Here is a 16,185-nt window from a genome sequence, read left to right on the forward strand (position 1 = left end):
GCATCCCAGGGGGACCCTCCGCATGACCGCCACCGCGTCCGACGCCGAACCCACCCAGGCCTCCGGGGCCGCCGAGGAGGCGGGCGCCGGTCCGGCCGCGGCCCACTTCCGCTTCTTCACGGCGGAGGTGGTCCGCACCCGCCGGCTCGGCCACTCCTTCCTGCGGGTGACCTTCGGCGGCGCGGGCCTCGCCGGCTTCCGCTCGGGCGGCTGGGACCAGAGCCTGTCTCTCTTCCTGCCGCCCGCCCACCGGGAGCACACGGTCCTGCCGTCCACGGACGAGGACACCTGGTTCGGCGCCTGGCGCGGCATGCCGGACGAGGAGCGGCCGGTGATGCGCTCGTACACCGTGCGCGAACAGCGGACGGCGCCCGACGGCGCGGTCGAGGTGGACATCGACTTCGTCCTGCACGGGGATTCCTCCCCCGCCTCCGCCTGGGCGGGACGGGCGGTGACGGGCCGCCGGATCCTGGCCATCGGGCCGGCCGTCGCGGAGAACAAGTCCGTGCGCTTCCGGCCGCCGGCCGCCACCGACGCGCTGGTGATGTACGCCGACGAGACCGCGCTGCCCGCGGCCGCGGCGATCCTGGAGCGGCTCGCCGCCGGCACCCCCGTGAAGGCCTTCTTCGAGGTTCCGCACGAGCGCGACCGGCTCGAACTCGCCACCGCCGCCGCTGCGGACATCACCTGGATCGTGCGCACGGGCGGCCCGGGCCGGGCCGAACGGGTGGTGGAAGCGGTGCGGGCCGCCGAACTCCCCCCGGGGCGGGCTCCGTACGCCTGGCTGGCCGGTGAGGCGGGCACGGTGCGCGCCGTGCGGCGCCACCTGGTGCAGGAACGTTCCCTCGACCGGCGCGCGGTGGGCTTCACCGGCTACTGGCGTCTGGGCGCGAGCGAGGAGCAGCTGCTCGCCGAGGCGTACGCGGGGCAGGCGCCGAGCGAGGAGCCCTCGGCCGAGCTGTAGGTCGAGCTGCGGGCCGCCCGAACTCGAGCGCGCCACAAGCGTTTTCGCACCCGCCCCACGAGCAACTTCAAGAATCCTGCGATGGGCCCTGGCTTTCCGGCCGGGGCCCTCGCCATTTGGCGTGCAAGTAAGGTTAGGCTAACCTAAGCACATCTTTCCCCCGCCCCCCTCTCCCCCGCCCGGAGGAACGTTGATGCGCTCGCATCTGCTGAACGAGACGACTGCGGACGACTACCGGCGTTCCGTCACCGAGGGCGTGGAGCGCGTCGCCGCCAAACTTGCGGCCACGCAGCGCCCCCACACGGGCATCTCCGTCGACGAACTCGCCCCGGTCATCGAGGCGATCGACCTGGACCGGCCGCTGGAGGACCCGGCCGCCGTCCTCGACGAGCTGGAGGAGGTCTACCTGCGCGACGCCGTGTACTTCCACCACCCGCGCTACCTGGGCCACCTCAACTGCCCGGTCGTCATCCCCGCCGTCCTCGGCGAGGCCGTCCTGTCGGCCGTCAACTCCTCGCTGGACACCTGGGACCAGTCCATCGGCGGCACCCTCATCGAACGCCGCCTGATCGACTGGACCGCGCAGCGCATCGGACTCGGCCCGGCCGCGGACGGCGTCTTCACCTCCGGCGGCAGCCAGTCCAACTTCCACGCCCTGCTCCTGGCCCGCGACGAGGCCTGCCGGAAGGTCATGCAGGCCAGCGGGCGCACCCTGACCAAGGCCGAGGTCCTGCCGCGCCTGCGCATCTTCACCTCCGAGGCCAGCCACTTCAGCGTCAAGAAGTCGGCCGCCATGCTGGGGCTGGGCTACGAGGCGGTCATCGCGGTCCCGGTCGACCGCAACCGCCGCATGGACACCTCCGTCCTCGCCCTGGAGCTCGAGGAGTGCGCCGCGGAGGGCCTCGTGGCGATGGCCGTCGTCGCCACCGCGGGCACCACCGACTTCGGGTCCATCGACCCGCTCCCGGAGATCTCCCGCCTGGCCGCCGAGCACGGCACGTGGATGCACGTGGACGCCGCGTACGGCTGCGGACTGCTGGTCTCCCCCACCCGCCGGCACCTGCTCGACGGCATCGAGGCGGCCGACTCGGTCACCGTCGACTACCACAAGTCCTTCTTCCAGCCGGTCAGTTCCAGTGCGGTGCTGGTCCGCGACCGCGACACCCTCCGGCACGCCACGTACCACGCGGACTACCTCAACCCGCGACGGATGGCCGAGGAGCGGATCCCCAACCAGGTCGACAAGTCCATCCAGACCACCCGCCGCTTCGACGCCCTCAAGCTCTGGATGACGCTGCGCACCATGGGCGCCGACGGGATCGGCTCGCTCTTCGACGAGGTCGTCGACCTCGCCGCCGCCGGGTGGGAGCTCATCGACGCCGACCCCCGCTTCGAGGTCGTGGTCCGCCCGCAGATCTCCACCCTGGTCTTCCGCTACGTCCCCGGGGCCGAGGTGCGCGCCGACCTGGTCGACGAGGCCAACCTGCACGCCCGCAAGGCCCTGTTCGCCTCCGGCGAGGCCGTCGTCGCCGGCACCAAGGTCGACGGCGACCAGTACCTCAAGTTCACCCTCCTCAACCCGCAGACCACCACGGCCGACATCGCGGCCGTGCTCGACCTCCTCGCGTCCCACGCCGAGCAGTACCTGGGAGAATCCCTTGCAGTCGTCTCGTGAGCCTCGTGACCCCCGCCGGACCCGTGATTTCATCGGTATCGGCCTCGGTCCCTTCAACCTGGGACTCGCCTGCCTGACCGCACCGATCGACGAGCTCGACGGCCTCTTCATCGAGTCGAAGCCGCACTTCGAGTGGCACGCCGGGATGTTCCTGGACGGGGCGCACCTGCAGACGCCGTTCATGTCGGACCTGGTCACCCTGGCCGACCCCACCTCGCCCTTCTCCTTCCTGAACTACCTGAAGGACCAGGACCGGCTGTACTCCTTCTACATCCGCGAGAACTTCTACCCGCTGCGGACCGAGTACAACGACTACTGCCGCTGGGCCGCCGACCGCCTCGACAACGTGCTGTACTCCACCTCCGTCACCGAGGTCGCCTACGACGCGGGCGCCGAGCTGTACGAGGTCCGCACCGACGGCGGAGAAACGTTCCGCGCCCGGCGCCTGGTGCTGGGCACCGGCACCCCGCCGCACATCCCGGACGCCTGCGCGCACCTGGGCGGCGACTTCATCCACAACTCGGCCTACATGGAGCACAAGGCGGAGCTGCAGAAGAAGAAGTCGATCACCCTGGTCGGCTCGGGCCAGAGCGCCGCCGAGATCTACCACGACCTCCTCGCGGAGATCGACACGTACGGCTACCGGCTCAACTGGGTGACCCGCTCGCCGCGCTTCTTCCCGCTCGAATACACCAAGCTCACCCTGGAGATGACCTCACCGGAGTACGTGGACTACTTCCACGCCCTCCCGGAGGACACCCGGTACCGCCTGGAGGCCCAGCAGAAGAACCTGTTCAAGGGCATCGACGGCGACCTGATCAACGCGATCTTCGACCTGCTCTACCAGAAGCGGGTCACCATGCCCGGCCCCGTGCCCACCACCCTGCTCACCAACACCGCCCTGCACAGCGCCGCGTACGACACCAGCACCGGCACGTACACGCTGGGGCTGCGCCAGGAGGAACAGGAGCGCGACTTCACCCTCGCCTCCGAGGGCCTGGTGCTGGCGACCGGTTACACGTACGCGACGCCGCGGTTCCTGGACCCGATCAGGGACCGGCTGAACTTCGACGGCCGCGGCCGCCTCGACGCGGCCCGCAACTACGCGGTCGACGTGACCGGGCGCGGGGTCTACCTCCAGAACGGCACGACCCACAACCACTCGCTCACCTCGCCCGACCTGGGCATGGCGGCGTACCGCAACGCGTACATCGTCGGCGAGCTGCTCGGCCGGGAGTACTACAAGGTCGAGAAGTCCATCGCGTTCCAGCAGTTCTCCGCCCCGGAAGGCACCCTGTAAATGAGCACCACCGACACCCTCTACGCGCGCGAGGACGCGGTCCTCGGCGGCTTCGCGGTCCGCCCGATGGACCCGCTCGCCGACGCGGAGCTGCTGCACGCCTGGGTCACCCACCCCAAGGCGGCGTTCTGGATGATGCAGGACGCCTCGCTGCCCGACGTCGAGCGCGAGTACATGAGGATCGCGGCCGCCGAGCACCACGACGCGTTCATCGGCCTCCACGAGGGCCGCCCGGCCTTCCTGATGGAGCGCTACGACCCGAGCCGGCTGGAGCTCGTCGGCCTGTACGACGCCGAGCCCGGCGACGTCGGCATGCACTTCCTCGTCGCGCCCAGCGACACGCCGCTGCACGGCTTCACCCGCGCCGTGATCACGACGGTGATGGCCGCGCTGTTCGCCGACCCGGCGACCCGGCGCGTGGTGGTCGAGCCGGACGTCGGGAACACGGCGGTGCACGCCCTGAACGAGGCCGTCGGCTTCACCGTGCACGGTCCCGTGCAGAAGCCGGAGAAGCGGGCCCTGCTCAGCTTCTGCACCCGCGAGCAGTTCGAGGCGGCCACCGGCCTGGCCACGGGAGCGTCGATATGAGCCTCGCCGACGCGATCTCCCACCTGGACCCCGAGCTGTGGGCCCGCGCGAACCGCGCGCTGGTCCGCAAGGCGCTGGCGGAGTTCTCCCACGAGCGCCTGCTCGCCCCGGTCCCCGCGGGCGACGGCTCCTCGTACACGGTGGCCAGCGACGACGGCACCGTGGAGTACCGCTTCACGGCCGTCCGCCACGCCCTGGACCACTGGGCCGTCGACGAGTCCTCGATCAGCCGCGTCCTCGTCCGCGACGGCGCCGAGCTGCCCCTGGACGCCCTCGACTTCCACATCGAGATGCGCGAGGCGCTCGGCCTGAGCGCCGAGGTGCTGCCGGTCTACCTGGAGGAGATCTCCTCCACCCTGGCCGGCTCCGGCTACAAGTACACCAAGCCCCTCGTCCCTTCCCCGGTCCTCGCGAAGTCCTCCTTCCAGGACATCGAGACGGGCATGACCGAGGGCCACCCCTGCTTCGTCGCCAACAACGGCCGCCTCGGCTTCGGCGTCCACGAGTACCTCTCGTACGCGCCGGAGGCGGCGAGCCCGGTGCACCTGGTGTGGGTGGCGGCCCGCAAGGACGTGTCCACCTTCACGGCGGGCGCGGGCCTGGAGCACGACGCGTTCATGCGAGCCGAGCTGGGCGAGGAGGCCATCGCCGGCTTCGAGGCGAAGATGGCCTCGCTCGGCCTGGACCTCGCGGACTACCACCTGCTGCCGGTCCACCCCTGGCAGTGGTGGAACAAGACCACGGTCACCTTCGCGGCCGAGATCGCCAACCGCCGCCTGGTGCTGCTCGGCGAGGGCGCGGACGCGTACCTGGCACAGCAGTCGATCCGCACCTTCTTCAACACCACCGCCCCCGAGAAGCACTACGTCAAGACGGCGATCTCGGTCCTGAACATGGGCTTCATGCGGGGCCTGTCCGCGGCCTACATGGAGGCCACCCCGGCGATCAACGACTGGCTGCACCGCCTGATCGAGAACGACGAGGTCCTGCAGTCGGTGGACTTCTCGATCATCCGGGAGCGGGCGGCGATCGGCTACCACCACCGCCAGTACGAGCGCGCCACGGACCGCTACTCGCCGTACCGCAAGATGCTGGCCGCGCTGTGGCGCGAGTCGCCGGTGGCGTCGCTCGAGGGCGAGGAGCGCCTGGCCACGATGGCCTCGCTGCTGCACGTGGACGCCGAGGGCCGCTCCTTCGTGGGCGCGCTGATCGAGGAGTCGGGCCTGAGCCCGGCCGAGTGGCTGCGGCACTACCTGCGGGCGTACCTGGTCCCCCTCCTCCACTGCTTCTACCGGTACGACCTCGCCTACATGCCGCACGGCGAGAACACCATCCTCGTCATCGAGCGCGGCGTCGTGAAGCGGGCGATCTTCAAGGACATCGCCGAGGAGATCGTGGTGATGGACCCGGACGCGGTCCTGCCGCCGGCGGTGGAGCGGATCCGGGCGGACGTCCCGGAGGACATGAAGCTGCTGTCGATCTTCACGGACGTCTTCGACTGCTTCTTCCGCTTCCTCGGCTCGATCCTCGCCACGGAGGGGATCTGCGAGGAGGAGACCTTCTGGCGGGCCGTGGCCGACTGCGCCCACGACTACCAGGACTCGGTCCCGGCGCTGGCGGACCGCTTCGCCCGCTACGACCTGTTCGCGGACGAGTTCCAGCTGTCGTGCCTGAACCGGCTCCAGCTGCGCAACAACAAGCAGATGGTCGACCTCGCCGACCCCTCGGCGGCCCTGCAGCTGGTCGGCACCCTGAAGAACCCCGTCGCGCCCTTCGCGCGCCGGTAGGCGGAGGGGGTGGGCCGGCCGCGCGATACGGTCCCTCGCGCGCCGGCCCGCCCCCGCGCCGTCAGGCCTGCCCCTCCAGCGCGCGCTGGAAGTCGGTCACGATCCGCCGGAATCCGGTGTGCCCTGTGCTGCGCGCGTGCCGCAGGGCCCACACCGCCGGCCCGTCGCCGTCCTCGGCGGGTCCGGAGCCGTGGTGGCAGGAGGTGCACTCCACTTCGTGGATCGCCCCACTGCCGCTCCGGTCCGTGGTGAGCAGCCAGTCCGACGGGCTCACCACCCTCACCGCGGGGCCCCCTTCACACCCAGCTCGGCCCACACCCGTTTTCCGGGCCCGACCCGCTCCCCCACCGCCCACCGGTCGGCGAGCGCCGCCACCAGGTACAGGCCGCGGCCGCTGTCGCCCGCCTCGTCGGGCACCCGCACCACGGGCCGCACGGGGCACGCATCGTGCACCTCGACCCGCACCCCGTTCGCGAGCCGCACGAACCGGGTCTCGATCTCCCGGTCCCGGGGCGCAACGGCGTGCCGGACGGCGTTGGTGAGGAGCTCGGAGGCGACGAGCAGCGCGTCGCCCTCCAGCTCGGCGAGCCCCCAGTCGGCCAGCGCCTTCCGCAGTGCGGCCCGCGCCGCCGGCACACACCGCGCCTCCCGCCGCCACCGCCGCACCACCTGCTCTGCTTCGTTCAACGGGCCACCGCCCGCCCCTGGTTGCCCCGGGGCGCACCGGTAAAATGCAACACGTTGACGCTCCTTCAGTCAGCGTTGACCACGCCCCCGGACTGTTCGCCCAGTCGCGGGGGTCTGCACTTGCACGACACCGCCACGTTCCGCAATCAGACACGTGCGGAACGTCACCCGACTCACGGTAGGACCGCGTCGACAGCTGCCGCAAGAGCGCACCATCGCAAATTTGCGATGCACCCGTTCGTGGCGCCCTGGCCGCCTCGCACGCCAACCCGGCAGACTGTCAAGGATGTTGAAAGGAGCCGCCATGCCCGCAGGGGGTAGGCCCCACCGTCCGGAGTCGCCGACTCGGGGCGGCCCTGAAGCGCCATCGCGAGGCTGCGGGAGCCGACCAGGCCACCGCTGCGGCGGCGATCTTGAAGTCGGTGTCTAAGGTCAGCCGCCTGGAGAGCGGCCTCACGTCGGCTTCGGCGCTCGAAGTGCGCACGCTCCTGGACTGCTACGGCGTCCAGGACGGAGCCGAGCGAGCGCGCCTGGAGGGTTGGGCGAAGACGGGTAATCAGCGGGGCTGGTGGCTCGATTTCCAGGAGGCGGTCACCCCGGACTACGCCGACCACATCGCGCTGGAAAGCGAGGCGACGTACATCCGTTCGTGGCAACCGGTGCTGATTCCGGGCTTGTTGCAGACCGCCGAGTACGCCGAGTCGGTCATCACCTCCGGCCCCACCTTCATCCCGTCCGCTACCGCCGCCCGGTTGGTGCAGGTGCGCCAGGAACGCCAGAAGCGCATCCAGCAGGGCGGAGTCCAGTTCGCCGCCGTCATCTGGGAGCCTGCGATCAGCTCGCTCGCGTCCGTCCCGGCCATAGCCGTTCCTCAGTGGCGCCGCCTGCTGGAGGCCGGCGAGCGCCACAACGTGACGGTACAGATGCTGCCGGCGTCCGCCAGCAGGGCAGCGGGTGCCGCCGGACCGTTCGTCAGCTTCTCGTTCGGCGATGAACCGACCGCCGAGGCCGTGGCCGTCGAAAACCTGCCGAACACCTCGGTGATCGAAGTGCCGGACGATATCGCCCTCTACGTGAATGTGTTCGACCGGCTACGCTCCACAGCGCTGTCTCCCGAGGAGACGGCAGACCGGATCCGGCAGTTGCTCACGAGCGCGCAGCACACCACGGGAGAGACCTCATGACCGCAGAGATCGTCGGCGCGTACCGCAAGTCCTCCTACTCCGGCCAGCAGGGCGATTGCGTCGAGGTGGCGGAGACCGCCGACGGGGGGCGGGCCGTGCGGGACAGCAAGGACACCGCGCGGGCCGGCTTCGCCTGCTCCGCGTCCGCCTGGGCCGCGTTCCTCCACGGCGTCGCGGACACCACCCGCGGCTGACCACCCGCCCGGCCAGGTCTTGTCACCAGGGGCGGTCATCGGTCGGAACGGCTCACAGCCCCCGGTGCGCGGCCCGCGAGCCAGACGGCTATCCGCTTCTGCAACTCCTTGTCGGCGCGGGGATAGTCCCAACCGGCGTACCACTCCAGGTACTGCAGGATGTTCTCAGAGCGGTCCGGGTGGGCCACCGAACTCACGTCGACACCGATCTCGCCCGTTGAGCAGCTGATGTACACACTGCTGTCGAGCGCCATCATGCCGAAGCCGGGATGGCCCGCACGTACGCCGAGGAACGCCGATGCCGCACCCCGGCCCATGATGTCCCAGCGGTCCAGGAGCTGGACCCGCGTCCAGACCGCCGGTGCGGCACGGCGGCCCCAGTGCATGTCCTGCAAGGCCGCCTGGTGCGTGCGGGTGCCCTGCGGAAGCATGACGAGGAACTCGCGCCGGTGATCGAGAAGACCCGAGGAGAGCGCCAGGTCGTACCAGTCCTCGTTGAGACGCTCGACGAGCCGTGGGGTTTCGTACCGGTGGGAAAACCCGCCGACCATGTCCTCGGGACGGTAACCGAAGACGACCGGCATCGTGCCGTGCGGCACGGCGTCCGGGATCACCTCGAGGCCGGCCCGCCGCAGCGGCCGGTACATCTTGCGTTCGCGTTCCCGGATACCCACGGGTCAGCGTTCTACCAGGGTCGGCGCGGGCATGATCGACCGGGCAGGCTCTTATGGCCACGGGACGTCCGGAGCCCGGTAGTAGCCGATGCCCTGGGCGTCCAGGCGGGGGCCCTGAGCGGCCAGGCGGCGGCTGTAGCCAGACCAGTCGGGCGGGGCCGTGCTCCAGCCGAGTTCGGCCAGGCCCAGGATCCTGGGGAAGGCCATGTACTCCAGGTCGGGGCGGGTGGCGATGGTCTCCGTCCAGAGGGGGGCCTCGACGCCGAGGACCGCCGAGGCCGGGACATCCGGGAGGTAGGCCCCCGGGTCCCAGTCGTAGGCGCGGCGGACCGGGACGTAGCCCGCCCAGGCCAGGCCCTGCTTCGTCGCCGTGTCGTACTTCATGTCCAGGTAGAGGCGGTCCGCCGGGGACAGGATCAGGGGGTGGCCCGCCTTCGCCGCCGCCGCGACGGCCGCCTTCTCGGCGGCCGCGGTCTTGTCGTGGCCCCAGTACTGGAGCACCGCGCCCGGCGCCGGGCGGGCCGCGGCCAGCTGGTGCCAGGCCACCACCGTCTTGCCGTGGCGCGCCACCACCGCCTGCGCCCGGTCCATGAACGCCGCGTAGTCCGCCGCCGGGGTGGAGTGGGCCTCGTCGCCGCCGAGGTGCAGGTAGCGGCCGGGGGTGAGCTCGGCCAGTTCCCCGAGGACGTCGTCGACGAACTCGTACGTCCGCTCCTTGCCGACGCACAGCGAGCTGAAGCCGACCTTGATGCCGGTGTAGCGCTCGGGCGCCTTGCCGTCGCAGTTCAGCTCCGCGTAGGAGGCCAGGGCGGCGTTGACGTGGCCCGGCATGTCGACCTCCGGGACCACGTCCACGTAGCGGGCGGCCGCGTACGCCACCAGGTCGCGGTACTGCGCCTTCGTCCAGTACCCGCCGGGGCCGCCGCCGACCTCGCTGCCGCCGCCGTACTCGGCGAGCCGCGGCCAGGAGTCGACGGCGATGCGCCAGCCCTGGTCGTCGGTGAGGTGGAGGTGGAGGGTGTTCACCTTGTACTGGGCCAGCTGGTCCACGTACCTCTTGGCCTGCTCCACGGTGAAGAAGTGGCGGGCGATGTCGAGCATGGCGCCCCGGTACGCGAACCGGGGCGCGTCGGTGATCCGCCCGCCGGGGACGGTGCCCGCACCGGACGGGGGCAGCAGCTGGCGCAGCGTCTGCCCGGCGTGGAAGAGGCCCGCCGGGGTGCGGGCGGTCAGGGTGACCCCGCGCGGGGCGGACTCCAGTCGGTAGCCCTCCTCGCCGACGCCCTCGGTGCGGGGGTCGAGGCGCAGCACGATCCCGTCGCCGCCCGCGCCGCCGACCACCGGCAGCGGCAGCCCGGTCGGGCCGCGCAGCTGTCCGGCGAGGAGCTCGCCGACCCGTCGGACCTCCTCGTCGCCGACCGGGCCGGTGCGGATGACGGTGCCCGGCCCGAGGGGGTAGCCGGGGCCGGCGGCGCGTACGGAGGCCGGCGCCGGCAGGAGCTGTTCGTAGGGGCCGGGGGTCGCGGAGCGCCGGTCGCCGGATCCGGCGTCGTCGCCACGGGCGGCGGCGCAGGAGGCGGAAGCGGCGAGGAGGCCGAGGAGGAGGACGGTGCCGAGCGTGCGTGGCAGGACTCTCATGGCCCAGGTATAGGCCAACTCCCCTTCCAGGGGCGGTGCGAGAATCGCAGGATGGCGGAAATCATCCAGAAGGACGGTACGTGGACCTTCGACGGGGAAGCGGTACGGATCGTGCCCGGCCGCGACAAGGGGGTGGGCCTGCTGCGCCAGACCCTCGGCGAGGTGGTCGTGCCGCTGCACGCCCTCGCCGGGATCTCCTACGAGCCGGGCCGCAAGGCGGGCCGGCTGAGGCTGCGGCTGCGTGACGGGGCGTGCCCGCTGCTGCAGGTGACCGGCGGACGCCTGCCGGAGGCCTCCGACCCGTACCGGCTGACGGTCGAGTCGGACCGGACGGGGGTGGCGGAGTACTTCGTGGAGGAGGTGCGCCAGGCCCTGCTGCTGGACCAGGTGGACCCGGGGCCGGTGGAGGGCTACCTGCTGCCGGGGCCGTCCGTGCCGATCACGGTGGGGGCGGGCGACGGGACGGTGGCCTTCGACGGGGACCGGGTGGGGCTGGACTGGAACTGGACGACGGAGGAGGCCAAGAGCTCCGGCGGGCCGCGCTCCTTCCGCGTCGGCGACCTGGAGGCCGTGGAGTGGTCTCCGTCGAAGGGGCTGGACAACGGCTGGATCCGGTTCACCCTGGCGGGCGCCCCGCCGGCGCCCGCCCCGAAGTACGACCCGTACACGGTGGAGCTCTTCGGGTTCAAGAAGGACCCGCTGATGGCGCTGGTCGCGGCCGCGGTGGCGGTGCGGATGCGGCACCCCTCGGCCCCCGCCGATCCGGCCCCGGAGCCGGTCGTCCCTGCGCCGGCGGGGGAGCTCGCGGCCGCGCCCCCGGCGGAGGCGGCGGCCGGGGAGGACCACGACGCTCTGCTGCGGCGGCTGCGCGAGCTGGGGGACCTGCACCAGGCGGGGGTTCTGACCGCCGAGGAGTTCACTGCGGCCAAGCAGGCCGTTTTGCGGCGTTTCTAACCATTTCACTACCGGATTTATGCATTCCGCTGGTCTGGACCAGGAGGATCCTGCCCGCTTTCGGGCAGGATCTTTGCGTTCCGGCTCTTCGGCGGTCAATATCTACGAGTGCTCGACCGTCGCCCGTCGTACGACGACCTCGTCGACCACCTGGTGCGCAGCACCGCGCTGCAGCGCGGGGAGGCCGCCCGGGTGGTGCTCGACGTGCTCGCGTACTTCAACGAGACGACCGAGGAGTTCGTCCGCCGGCGCCACCGCGAACTGCAGTCCGGCGGCGCGGTCAACGCGGAGATCTTCGAGCGCATCGCGGCCGAGCTGCCGCACCGCGCCGTGGCACCACCGGAGCTGTCCCTGCGACAGCTGCGCCGCATCGTCTACGGCTGAGCCGCCGTGCCGGGCCCCGCGCGGCCCGGCACGGCGGCAGACAGGCGGAGGAGCAGGCGCACAGGGCGCCACACGGCACGACCGGCGGCAAGGCAACCAGAACCTCAGGAGGGGCAAGACTTTATGTGCGGAATCGTGGGATACATCGGCAAGCGCGACGTGGCTCCGCTGCTGCTGGAAGGCCTGCAGCGGCTGGAGTACCGCGGGTACGACTCCGCGGGCATCGTCGTCAACAGCCCGAAGTCCCCGGCGCTGAAGGTCGTCAAGGCCAAGGGCCGCGTCCGTGACCTGGAGACCCGCGTCCCCAAGCGCTTCGCCGGCACCACCGGCATCGCCCACACCCGCTGGGCCACGCACGGCGCCCCGAGCGACATCAACTCCCACCCGCACCTCGACGCCGAGGACAAGGTCGCCGTCGTCCACAACGGCATCGTCGACAACGCCGCCGAGCTCCGCGCCAAGCTGGAGTCCGAGGGTGTGGTCTTCGTCTCGGAGACCGACACCGAGGTCATCGTCCACCTGATCGCCCGCTCCGAGGCCGACACCCTGGAGGAGAAGGTCCGCGAGGCGGTCAAGGCGATCGAGGGCACGTACGGCATCGCCGTCATGCACGCCGACTTCGCCGACCGCATCGTCGTCGCCCGCAACGGCTCCCCGGTCGTCCTCGGCATCGGCGAGAAGGAGATGTTCGTCGCCTCCGACGTCGCCGCGCTCGTCGCCCACACCCGCCAGGTCGTCACCCTCGACGACGGCGAGATGGCCACCCTCAAGGCCGACGACTTCCGCACCTACACCACCAGCGGTGCCACCACCACCGCCACCCCGGAGACCGTGGAGTGGGAGGCCGCCTCCTACGACATGGGCGGCCACGACACCTACATGCACAAGGAGATCTCCGAGCAGCCCGACGCGGTCGACCGCGTGCTGCGCGGCCGCATCGACGACCGCTTCTCCACCGTGCACCTGGGCGGCCTGAACCTGGACCCGCGCGAGGCGCGCGCCATCCGCCGCGTGAAGATCCTGGGCTGCGGCACCTCCTACCACGCCGGCCTGATCGGCGCCTCCCTCATCGAGGGCATGGCCCGCATCCCGGCGGACGCCGAGCCGGCGTCGGAGTTCCGCTACCGCAACCCGGTCGTGGACCCCGACACCCTCTACATCGCGGTCTCTCAGTCCGGTGAGACCTACGACGTGCTGGCCGCGGTGCAGGAGCTCAAGCGCAAGGGCGCCCGCGTCCTCGGCGTGGTCAACGTGGTGGGCTCCGCGATCGCCCGCGAGGCCGACGGCGGCGTGTACGTGCACGCCGGCCCGGAGGTCTGCGTCGTCTCCACCAAGTGCTTCACCAACACGGTCGTGGCCTTCGCGCTGCTCGCCGTGCACCTCGGCCGCATCCGCGACCTGTCGGTGACCGACGGCAAGCGGATCATCGAGGGCCTGCGCCGCCTGCCCGCCCAGATCGAGGAGATCCTCAAGGGCGAGGAGGACATCAAGCAGCTGGCGGCCGAGTACGCCGATGCGAAGTCGATGATGTTCATCGGCCGGGTGCGCGGCTACCCGGTGGCCCTGGAGGCCTCCCTGAAGCTCAAGGAGATCTCCTACATCCACGCCGAGGCCTACCCGGCCTCCGAGCTCAAGCACGGTCCGCTCGCGCTGATCGAGCCGGCGATGCCGACGATCGCGGTCGTCCCGGACGACGACCTGCTGGAGAAGAACCGCGCCGCGCTGGAGGAGATCAAGGCCCGCAGCGGCCGGATCCTCGCGGTCGCCCACCGCGAGCAGGAGAAGGCCGACCACACGATCATCGTTCCGAAGAACGAGGACGAGCTGGACCCGATCCTGATGGGCATCCCGCTGCAGCTGCTCGCGTACCACACGGCCCTGGCCCTGGGCCGGGACATCGACAAGCCGCGCAACCTGGCGAAGTCCGTCACGGTCGAGTAGTCGCTCGGCGAGAGCACGAGAACGGCCCCCGGATCCCGGGGGCCGTTCCGCGTTTCCGCTTCCTCTTCCGTCTCTGCTTCCGCGCTTCCGCTTCCGCGCTTCCGCTTCGATTGCGCTCAGCCCGCGGCGACCGCTCCACGGCCCGAGGCCTTGCCCAGGGCGGTCGGCCAGTGGGCCAGCGCGGCCGTCGCGCCGTACCAGGCCAGGAGGCCGGAGACCGCGGCGACCCAGCCGGCGATCTTGCCCAGGGCGCTGGTGTCGGCCAGGGCGCCGATCGCCAGCAGGAGGAGGGAGAGGGTCAGCAGGGCGTAGGTGCCCTGGCCGAAGAGGCCGCTCGGCGCCGCCACGGTGAGGGTCAGCGCGAGGAGGGCGAAGAGGATCAGGAACAGGGCGGCGGCGTGCGCCGAAACCTTTCCGTCGGCCCCCGCGGCCCAGGTGAACCAGAAGGCGCCGAGGCCCGCGAACGCCGTGCCGTTGAAGCCGTTGCCACCGCGGTACTCCATGAGCCCGAGGAGGAAGAGGGCGAGGCCGCCGACGTAGGTCGCGAGCGACACGGAGTCGGCCGCGGACACTCCGCTGATGATGCCGGTGTGGCCGATACCGAATGCCAGAAGGGTCAGACCCAGGGCTATGTTCCCGAGGGTCGAGGTCGAGGCCGTGCTTCCCGCAGAGACACCATTGTCCACGGCGGGCTCCCTTCGATCTGCAGTTGTTTGCTGCGTCCCAGCAGCACTTATCTACCCTTTACATGGGGGTTCACAACCGCACAATCGACGTACAGCTGGTTACGGAATGACAACGACCGGTCGCTGTGCGCGCTTGGCCAGCCGCCCCGCGACCGACCCGAAGATCCGCCCGACGATGCCGTGCGTGGAGCCCACGACGATGGCGTCCGCCGAGTACTCCCGGCCGACCTCCTCCAGCTCGTGGCAGATGTCCCCGCCCCGCTCGACCAGGATCCACGGCACCTCGGTGAGGTAGTCCGCGCAGGCCAGTTCCAGCCCCAGCACCTCGGTGCGGTGGTCCGGCACGTCCACGAAGACGGGCGGCTCGCAGCCGGCCCACACGGTCGTCGGCAGCCGGTTGGCCACGTGCACGATGATCAGGCCGGATCCGGAGCGGCGGGCCATGCCGATCGCGTACGCCAGGGCGCGCTCGCTGGAGACGGAGCCGTCGAACCCCACCACGACCCCGTGCCGAAAGGCAGGGTCGCAGGGATGACGTGTCTGTTCCGCGGCGCGCAGGTCGCTCGACGCGTGGTCGGCGACGGGCTTGCGCTTGCGGTCCGCGGGTTCGGGGAATTCGTGACCGGCCATGGATGTCTCGGCGAAGAGGTCCTCGGGGGAAGGGACAAGGCGACGGGGCGGCATTGGGCGAAAACGACGACTCAGGGTGACGGAGCTCTGTCCGGGAAGCATCTTCCCAAGCCCTTACCCACCAGGGTACGGCGACACTCCTGTCCTGCACAGGGCTTGCCGCACTTGGACAGCGTCCCAGGGAGCATGCCGGAGCGAGGGCGTGTTGGCAATGGCCGCTGTCCCCTACAGCCAGTGACGAAGGGCCTGTTGCGCCACCCGTCCGCGACGTGACCGAGCCGCGCCGCGCACCGTTGGACCAGGCGTCCGACCGTCCAGGAAGAGCCCGCAGGGAGCACGCCGTGCCCGGCCATCCGGTTCACCCCGTCCAGCCCGCTCAGCCGACGCAGTCCGCCCCGTACGCCCCGTGCACCGACCCAGCCCCCCGATTCACTCCCGCCTCCGCCCGCCCGCGCGTTCACCCGTCCGGGCAGTCCGCCAGGCGTCCCCATGACGACCCTGCGGGTGACGTGGTGCGCTGGGCCGCCTTCAGCTGCCTGCTCGTCCCGGTGGTGCTCGTCGTGTACGGGACCTCCTTCGGCGGGGCCGCCGTCGCCACGCTGGGCCTGGTCGCCGTCACGGCGGTGTGCCGGGCGATGCTGCGCCGCTCGGAGAAGGCCGCGCGCAGCGCCGTGGCCGTCCACGCCCGGGACCGGCTGCCGCCGCCGGGCCGACGGCGCCGGCATTCACGCCCCCCGGGCGACGCGGGCAGCCGCGGGGGCGGAGGGCGGCGGGGCTGCCCGAGCTCCGGCGGGATCTCCCCCGGGGGCTGACCGGTTCGCACACCCACACCCGCACGATTTCAGCCAACTTCCCGGAAGGGTGCCGGTCTTGCCGGAACCGCCCGCCCCTGCCCCCAC

At 71.3% G+C, this 16,185-nt stretch carries 17 protein-coding genes and 1 pseudogene; 12 read left to right on the forward strand and 6 right to left on the reverse strand.

Annotated features, from left to right (window positions below; genetic code table 11):
* Positions 1-22 precede the first annotated feature (22 nt).
* The 5 genes from AB0953_RS15115 to AB0953_RS15135 all read left to right on the forward strand — a co-directional run bounded on the left by AB0953_RS15115 (position 23) and on the right by AB0953_RS15135 (position 6,314).
* Complete coding sequence (locus AB0953_RS15115) at positions 23-964, forward strand: siderophore-interacting protein (protein ID WP_366859897.1); 942 nt, start codon at positions 23-25, stop codon at positions 962-964.
* Positions 965-1,157: 193 nt separating this feature from the next.
* The gene (locus AB0953_RS15120; RefSeq protein WP_366859898.1) at positions 1,158-2,639 is read left to right on the forward strand and encodes an aspartate aminotransferase family protein; all 1,482 of its coding nucleotides are present in this window, start codon (positions 1,158-1,160) and stop codon (positions 2,637-2,639) included.
* On the forward strand, positions 2,623-3,939 hold the full coding sequence (locus tag AB0953_RS15125; protein ID WP_366859899.1) for a SidA/IucD/PvdA family monooxygenase: 1,317 nt from the start codon (positions 2,623-2,625) through the stop codon (positions 3,937-3,939). The genes AB0953_RS15120 and AB0953_RS15125 overlap by 17 nt, the downstream gene beginning before the upstream one ends.
* Entirely contained in the window at positions 3,940-4,527 is a 588-nt protein-coding gene (locus tag AB0953_RS15130) for a GNAT family N-acetyltransferase (protein WP_366859900.1), read from the forward strand. It begins immediately after the preceding gene.
* Positions 4,524-6,314, forward strand: coding sequence for an IucA/IucC family siderophore biosynthesis protein (locus AB0953_RS15135; RefSeq protein ID WP_366859901.1), 1,791 nt, complete (start codon positions 4,524-4,526; stop codon positions 6,312-6,314). Before AB0953_RS15130 ends, AB0953_RS15135 begins: the two co-directional genes overlap by 4 nt.
* Positions 6,315-6,375: 61 nt before the next feature.
* Here AB0953_RS15135 and AB0953_RS15140 read toward each other — a convergent pair whose 3' ends face one another.
* Together AB0953_RS15140 and AB0953_RS15145 are read right to left on the reverse strand one after the other, a co-directional pair.
* Positions 6,376-6,597: a hypothetical protein gene (locus tag AB0953_RS15140; RefSeq protein WP_366859902.1), complete on the reverse strand. Its 222-nt coding sequence runs from the start codon at positions 6,595-6,597 to the stop codon at positions 6,376-6,378.
* A complete protein-coding gene (locus AB0953_RS15145) occupies positions 6,594-7,001 on the reverse strand; it encodes an ATP-binding protein (protein ID WP_366859903.1) in 408 nt (135 codons plus the stop codon). Before AB0953_RS15145 ends, AB0953_RS15140 begins: the two co-directional genes overlap by 4 nt.
* A 353-nt stretch (positions 7,002-7,354) precedes the next feature.
* On the opposite strand from AB0953_RS15145, the pseudogene AB0953_RS15150 reads away from it, so the two are divergent.
* From AB0953_RS15150 to AB0953_RS15160, 3 genes and pseudogenes are all read left to right on the forward strand, one after another.
* Positions 7,355-7,522 (forward strand): annotated as a pseudogene (locus tag AB0953_RS15150) (helix-turn-helix domain-containing protein); the annotation flags it as partial.
* A gap of 9 nt (positions 7,523-7,531) precedes the next feature.
* Positions 7,532-8,185 (forward strand): DUF5753 domain-containing protein, encoded by a 654-nt coding sequence (locus AB0953_RS15155; RefSeq protein WP_366859981.1) that lies wholly within the window; start codon positions 7,532-7,534, stop codon positions 8,183-8,185.
* A complete protein-coding gene (locus tag AB0953_RS15160; RefSeq protein ID WP_366859904.1) occupies positions 8,182-8,379 on the forward strand; it encodes a DUF397 domain-containing protein in 198 nt (65 codons plus the stop codon). Before AB0953_RS15155 ends, AB0953_RS15160 begins: the two co-directional genes overlap by 4 nt.
* Positions 8,380-8,414: 35 nt before the next feature.
* Here the strand turns inward: AB0953_RS15160 and AB0953_RS15165 are convergent, their stop codons facing one another.
* Together AB0953_RS15165 and AB0953_RS15170 are read right to left on the reverse strand one after the other, a co-directional pair.
* Positions 8,415-9,053, reverse strand: coding sequence for a hypothetical protein (locus tag AB0953_RS15165; RefSeq protein WP_366859905.1), 639 nt, complete (start codon positions 9,051-9,053; stop codon positions 8,415-8,417).
* Positions 9,054-9,104: 51 nt separating this feature from the next.
* Positions 9,105-10,691 carry a beta-N-acetylhexosaminidase gene (locus tag AB0953_RS15170; protein WP_366859906.1) on the reverse strand — a complete coding sequence of 529 codons (1,587 nt, stop codon included), beginning with the start codon at positions 10,689-10,691 and terminating at the stop codon, positions 9,105-9,107.
* 51 nt (positions 10,692-10,742) lie between these two features.
* On the opposite strand from AB0953_RS15170, the gene AB0953_RS15175 reads away from it, so the two are divergent.
* The 3 genes from AB0953_RS15175 to glmS all read left to right on the forward strand — a co-directional run bounded on the left by AB0953_RS15175 (position 10,743) and on the right by glmS (position 13,970).
* A complete protein-coding gene (locus AB0953_RS15175; RefSeq protein ID WP_366859907.1) occupies positions 10,743-11,645 on the forward strand; it encodes a DUF4429 domain-containing protein in 903 nt (300 codons plus the stop codon).
* A gap of 108 nt (positions 11,646-11,753) precedes the next feature.
* Positions 11,754-12,029, forward strand: a complete 276-nt coding sequence (locus AB0953_RS15180) for a hypothetical protein (RefSeq protein WP_361907338.1) — start codon at positions 11,754-11,756, stop codon at positions 12,027-12,029.
* A gap of 123 nt (positions 12,030-12,152) precedes the next feature.
* Positions 12,153-13,970, forward strand: coding sequence for a glutamine--fructose-6-phosphate transaminase (isomerizing) (gene glmS, locus AB0953_RS15185; RefSeq protein WP_366859908.1), 1,818 nt, complete (start codon positions 12,153-12,155; stop codon positions 13,968-13,970).
* 116 nt (positions 13,971-14,086) lie between these two features.
* Here glmS and AB0953_RS15190 read toward each other — a convergent pair whose 3' ends face one another.
* Positions 14,087-14,656, reverse strand: a complete 570-nt coding sequence (locus AB0953_RS15190) for an acetate uptake transporter (protein ID WP_366859909.1) — start codon at positions 14,654-14,656, stop codon at positions 14,087-14,089.
* 99 nt (positions 14,657-14,755) lie between these two features.
* Positions 14,756-15,286, reverse strand: coding sequence for a universal stress protein (locus AB0953_RS15195; RefSeq protein ID WP_366859910.1), 531 nt, complete (start codon positions 15,284-15,286; stop codon positions 14,756-14,758).
* 509 nt (positions 15,287-15,795) lie between these two features.
* Between AB0953_RS15195 and AB0953_RS15200 the strand changes: the two genes are divergently transcribed.
* Entirely contained in the window at positions 15,796-16,098 is a 303-nt protein-coding gene (locus AB0953_RS15200; RefSeq protein ID WP_366859911.1) for a hypothetical protein, read from the forward strand.
* Positions 16,099-16,185: the final 87 nt, after the last annotated feature.

The organism is Streptomyces sp. NPDC046866, assembly GCF_040704625.1.
Taxonomy (GTDB): Bacteria; Actinomycetota; Actinomycetes; order Streptomycetales; family Streptomycetaceae; genus Streptomyces.

Excerpts from the sequence above, each read along its gene's own strand:
- AB0953_RS15195 (WP_366859910.1), bottom strand. The coding sequence starts at position 15,286 with ATGGCCGGTCACGAATTCCCCGAACCCGCGGACCGCAAGCGCAAGCCC.
- glmS (WP_366859908.1), top strand. The coding sequence starts at position 12,153 with ATGTGCGGAATCGTGGGATACATCGGCAAGCGCGACGTGGCTCCGCTG.
- AB0953_RS15170 (WP_366859906.1), bottom strand. The coding sequence starts at position 10,691 with ATGAGAGTCCTGCCACGCACGCTCGGCACCGTCCTCCTCCTCGGCCTC.
- AB0953_RS15175 (WP_366859907.1), top strand. The coding sequence starts at position 10,743 with ATGGCGGAAATCATCCAGAAGGACGGTACGTGGACCTTCGACGGGGAA.
- AB0953_RS15160 (WP_366859904.1), top strand. The coding sequence starts at position 8,182 with ATGACCGCAGAGATCGTCGGCGCGTACCGCAAGTCCTCCTACTCCGGC.
- AB0953_RS15115 (WP_366859897.1), top strand. The coding sequence starts at position 23 with ATGACCGCCACCGCGTCCGACGCCGAACCCACCCAGGCCTCCGGGGCC.
- AB0953_RS15135 (WP_366859901.1), top strand. The coding sequence starts at position 4,524 with ATGAGCCTCGCCGACGCGATCTCCCACCTGGACCCCGAGCTGTGGGCC.
- AB0953_RS15130 (WP_366859900.1), top strand. The coding sequence starts at position 3,940 with ATGAGCACCACCGACACCCTCTACGCGCGCGAGGACGCGGTCCTCGGC.
- AB0953_RS15120 (WP_366859898.1), top strand. The coding sequence starts at position 1,158 with ATGCGCTCGCATCTGCTGAACGAGACGACTGCGGACGACTACCGGCGT.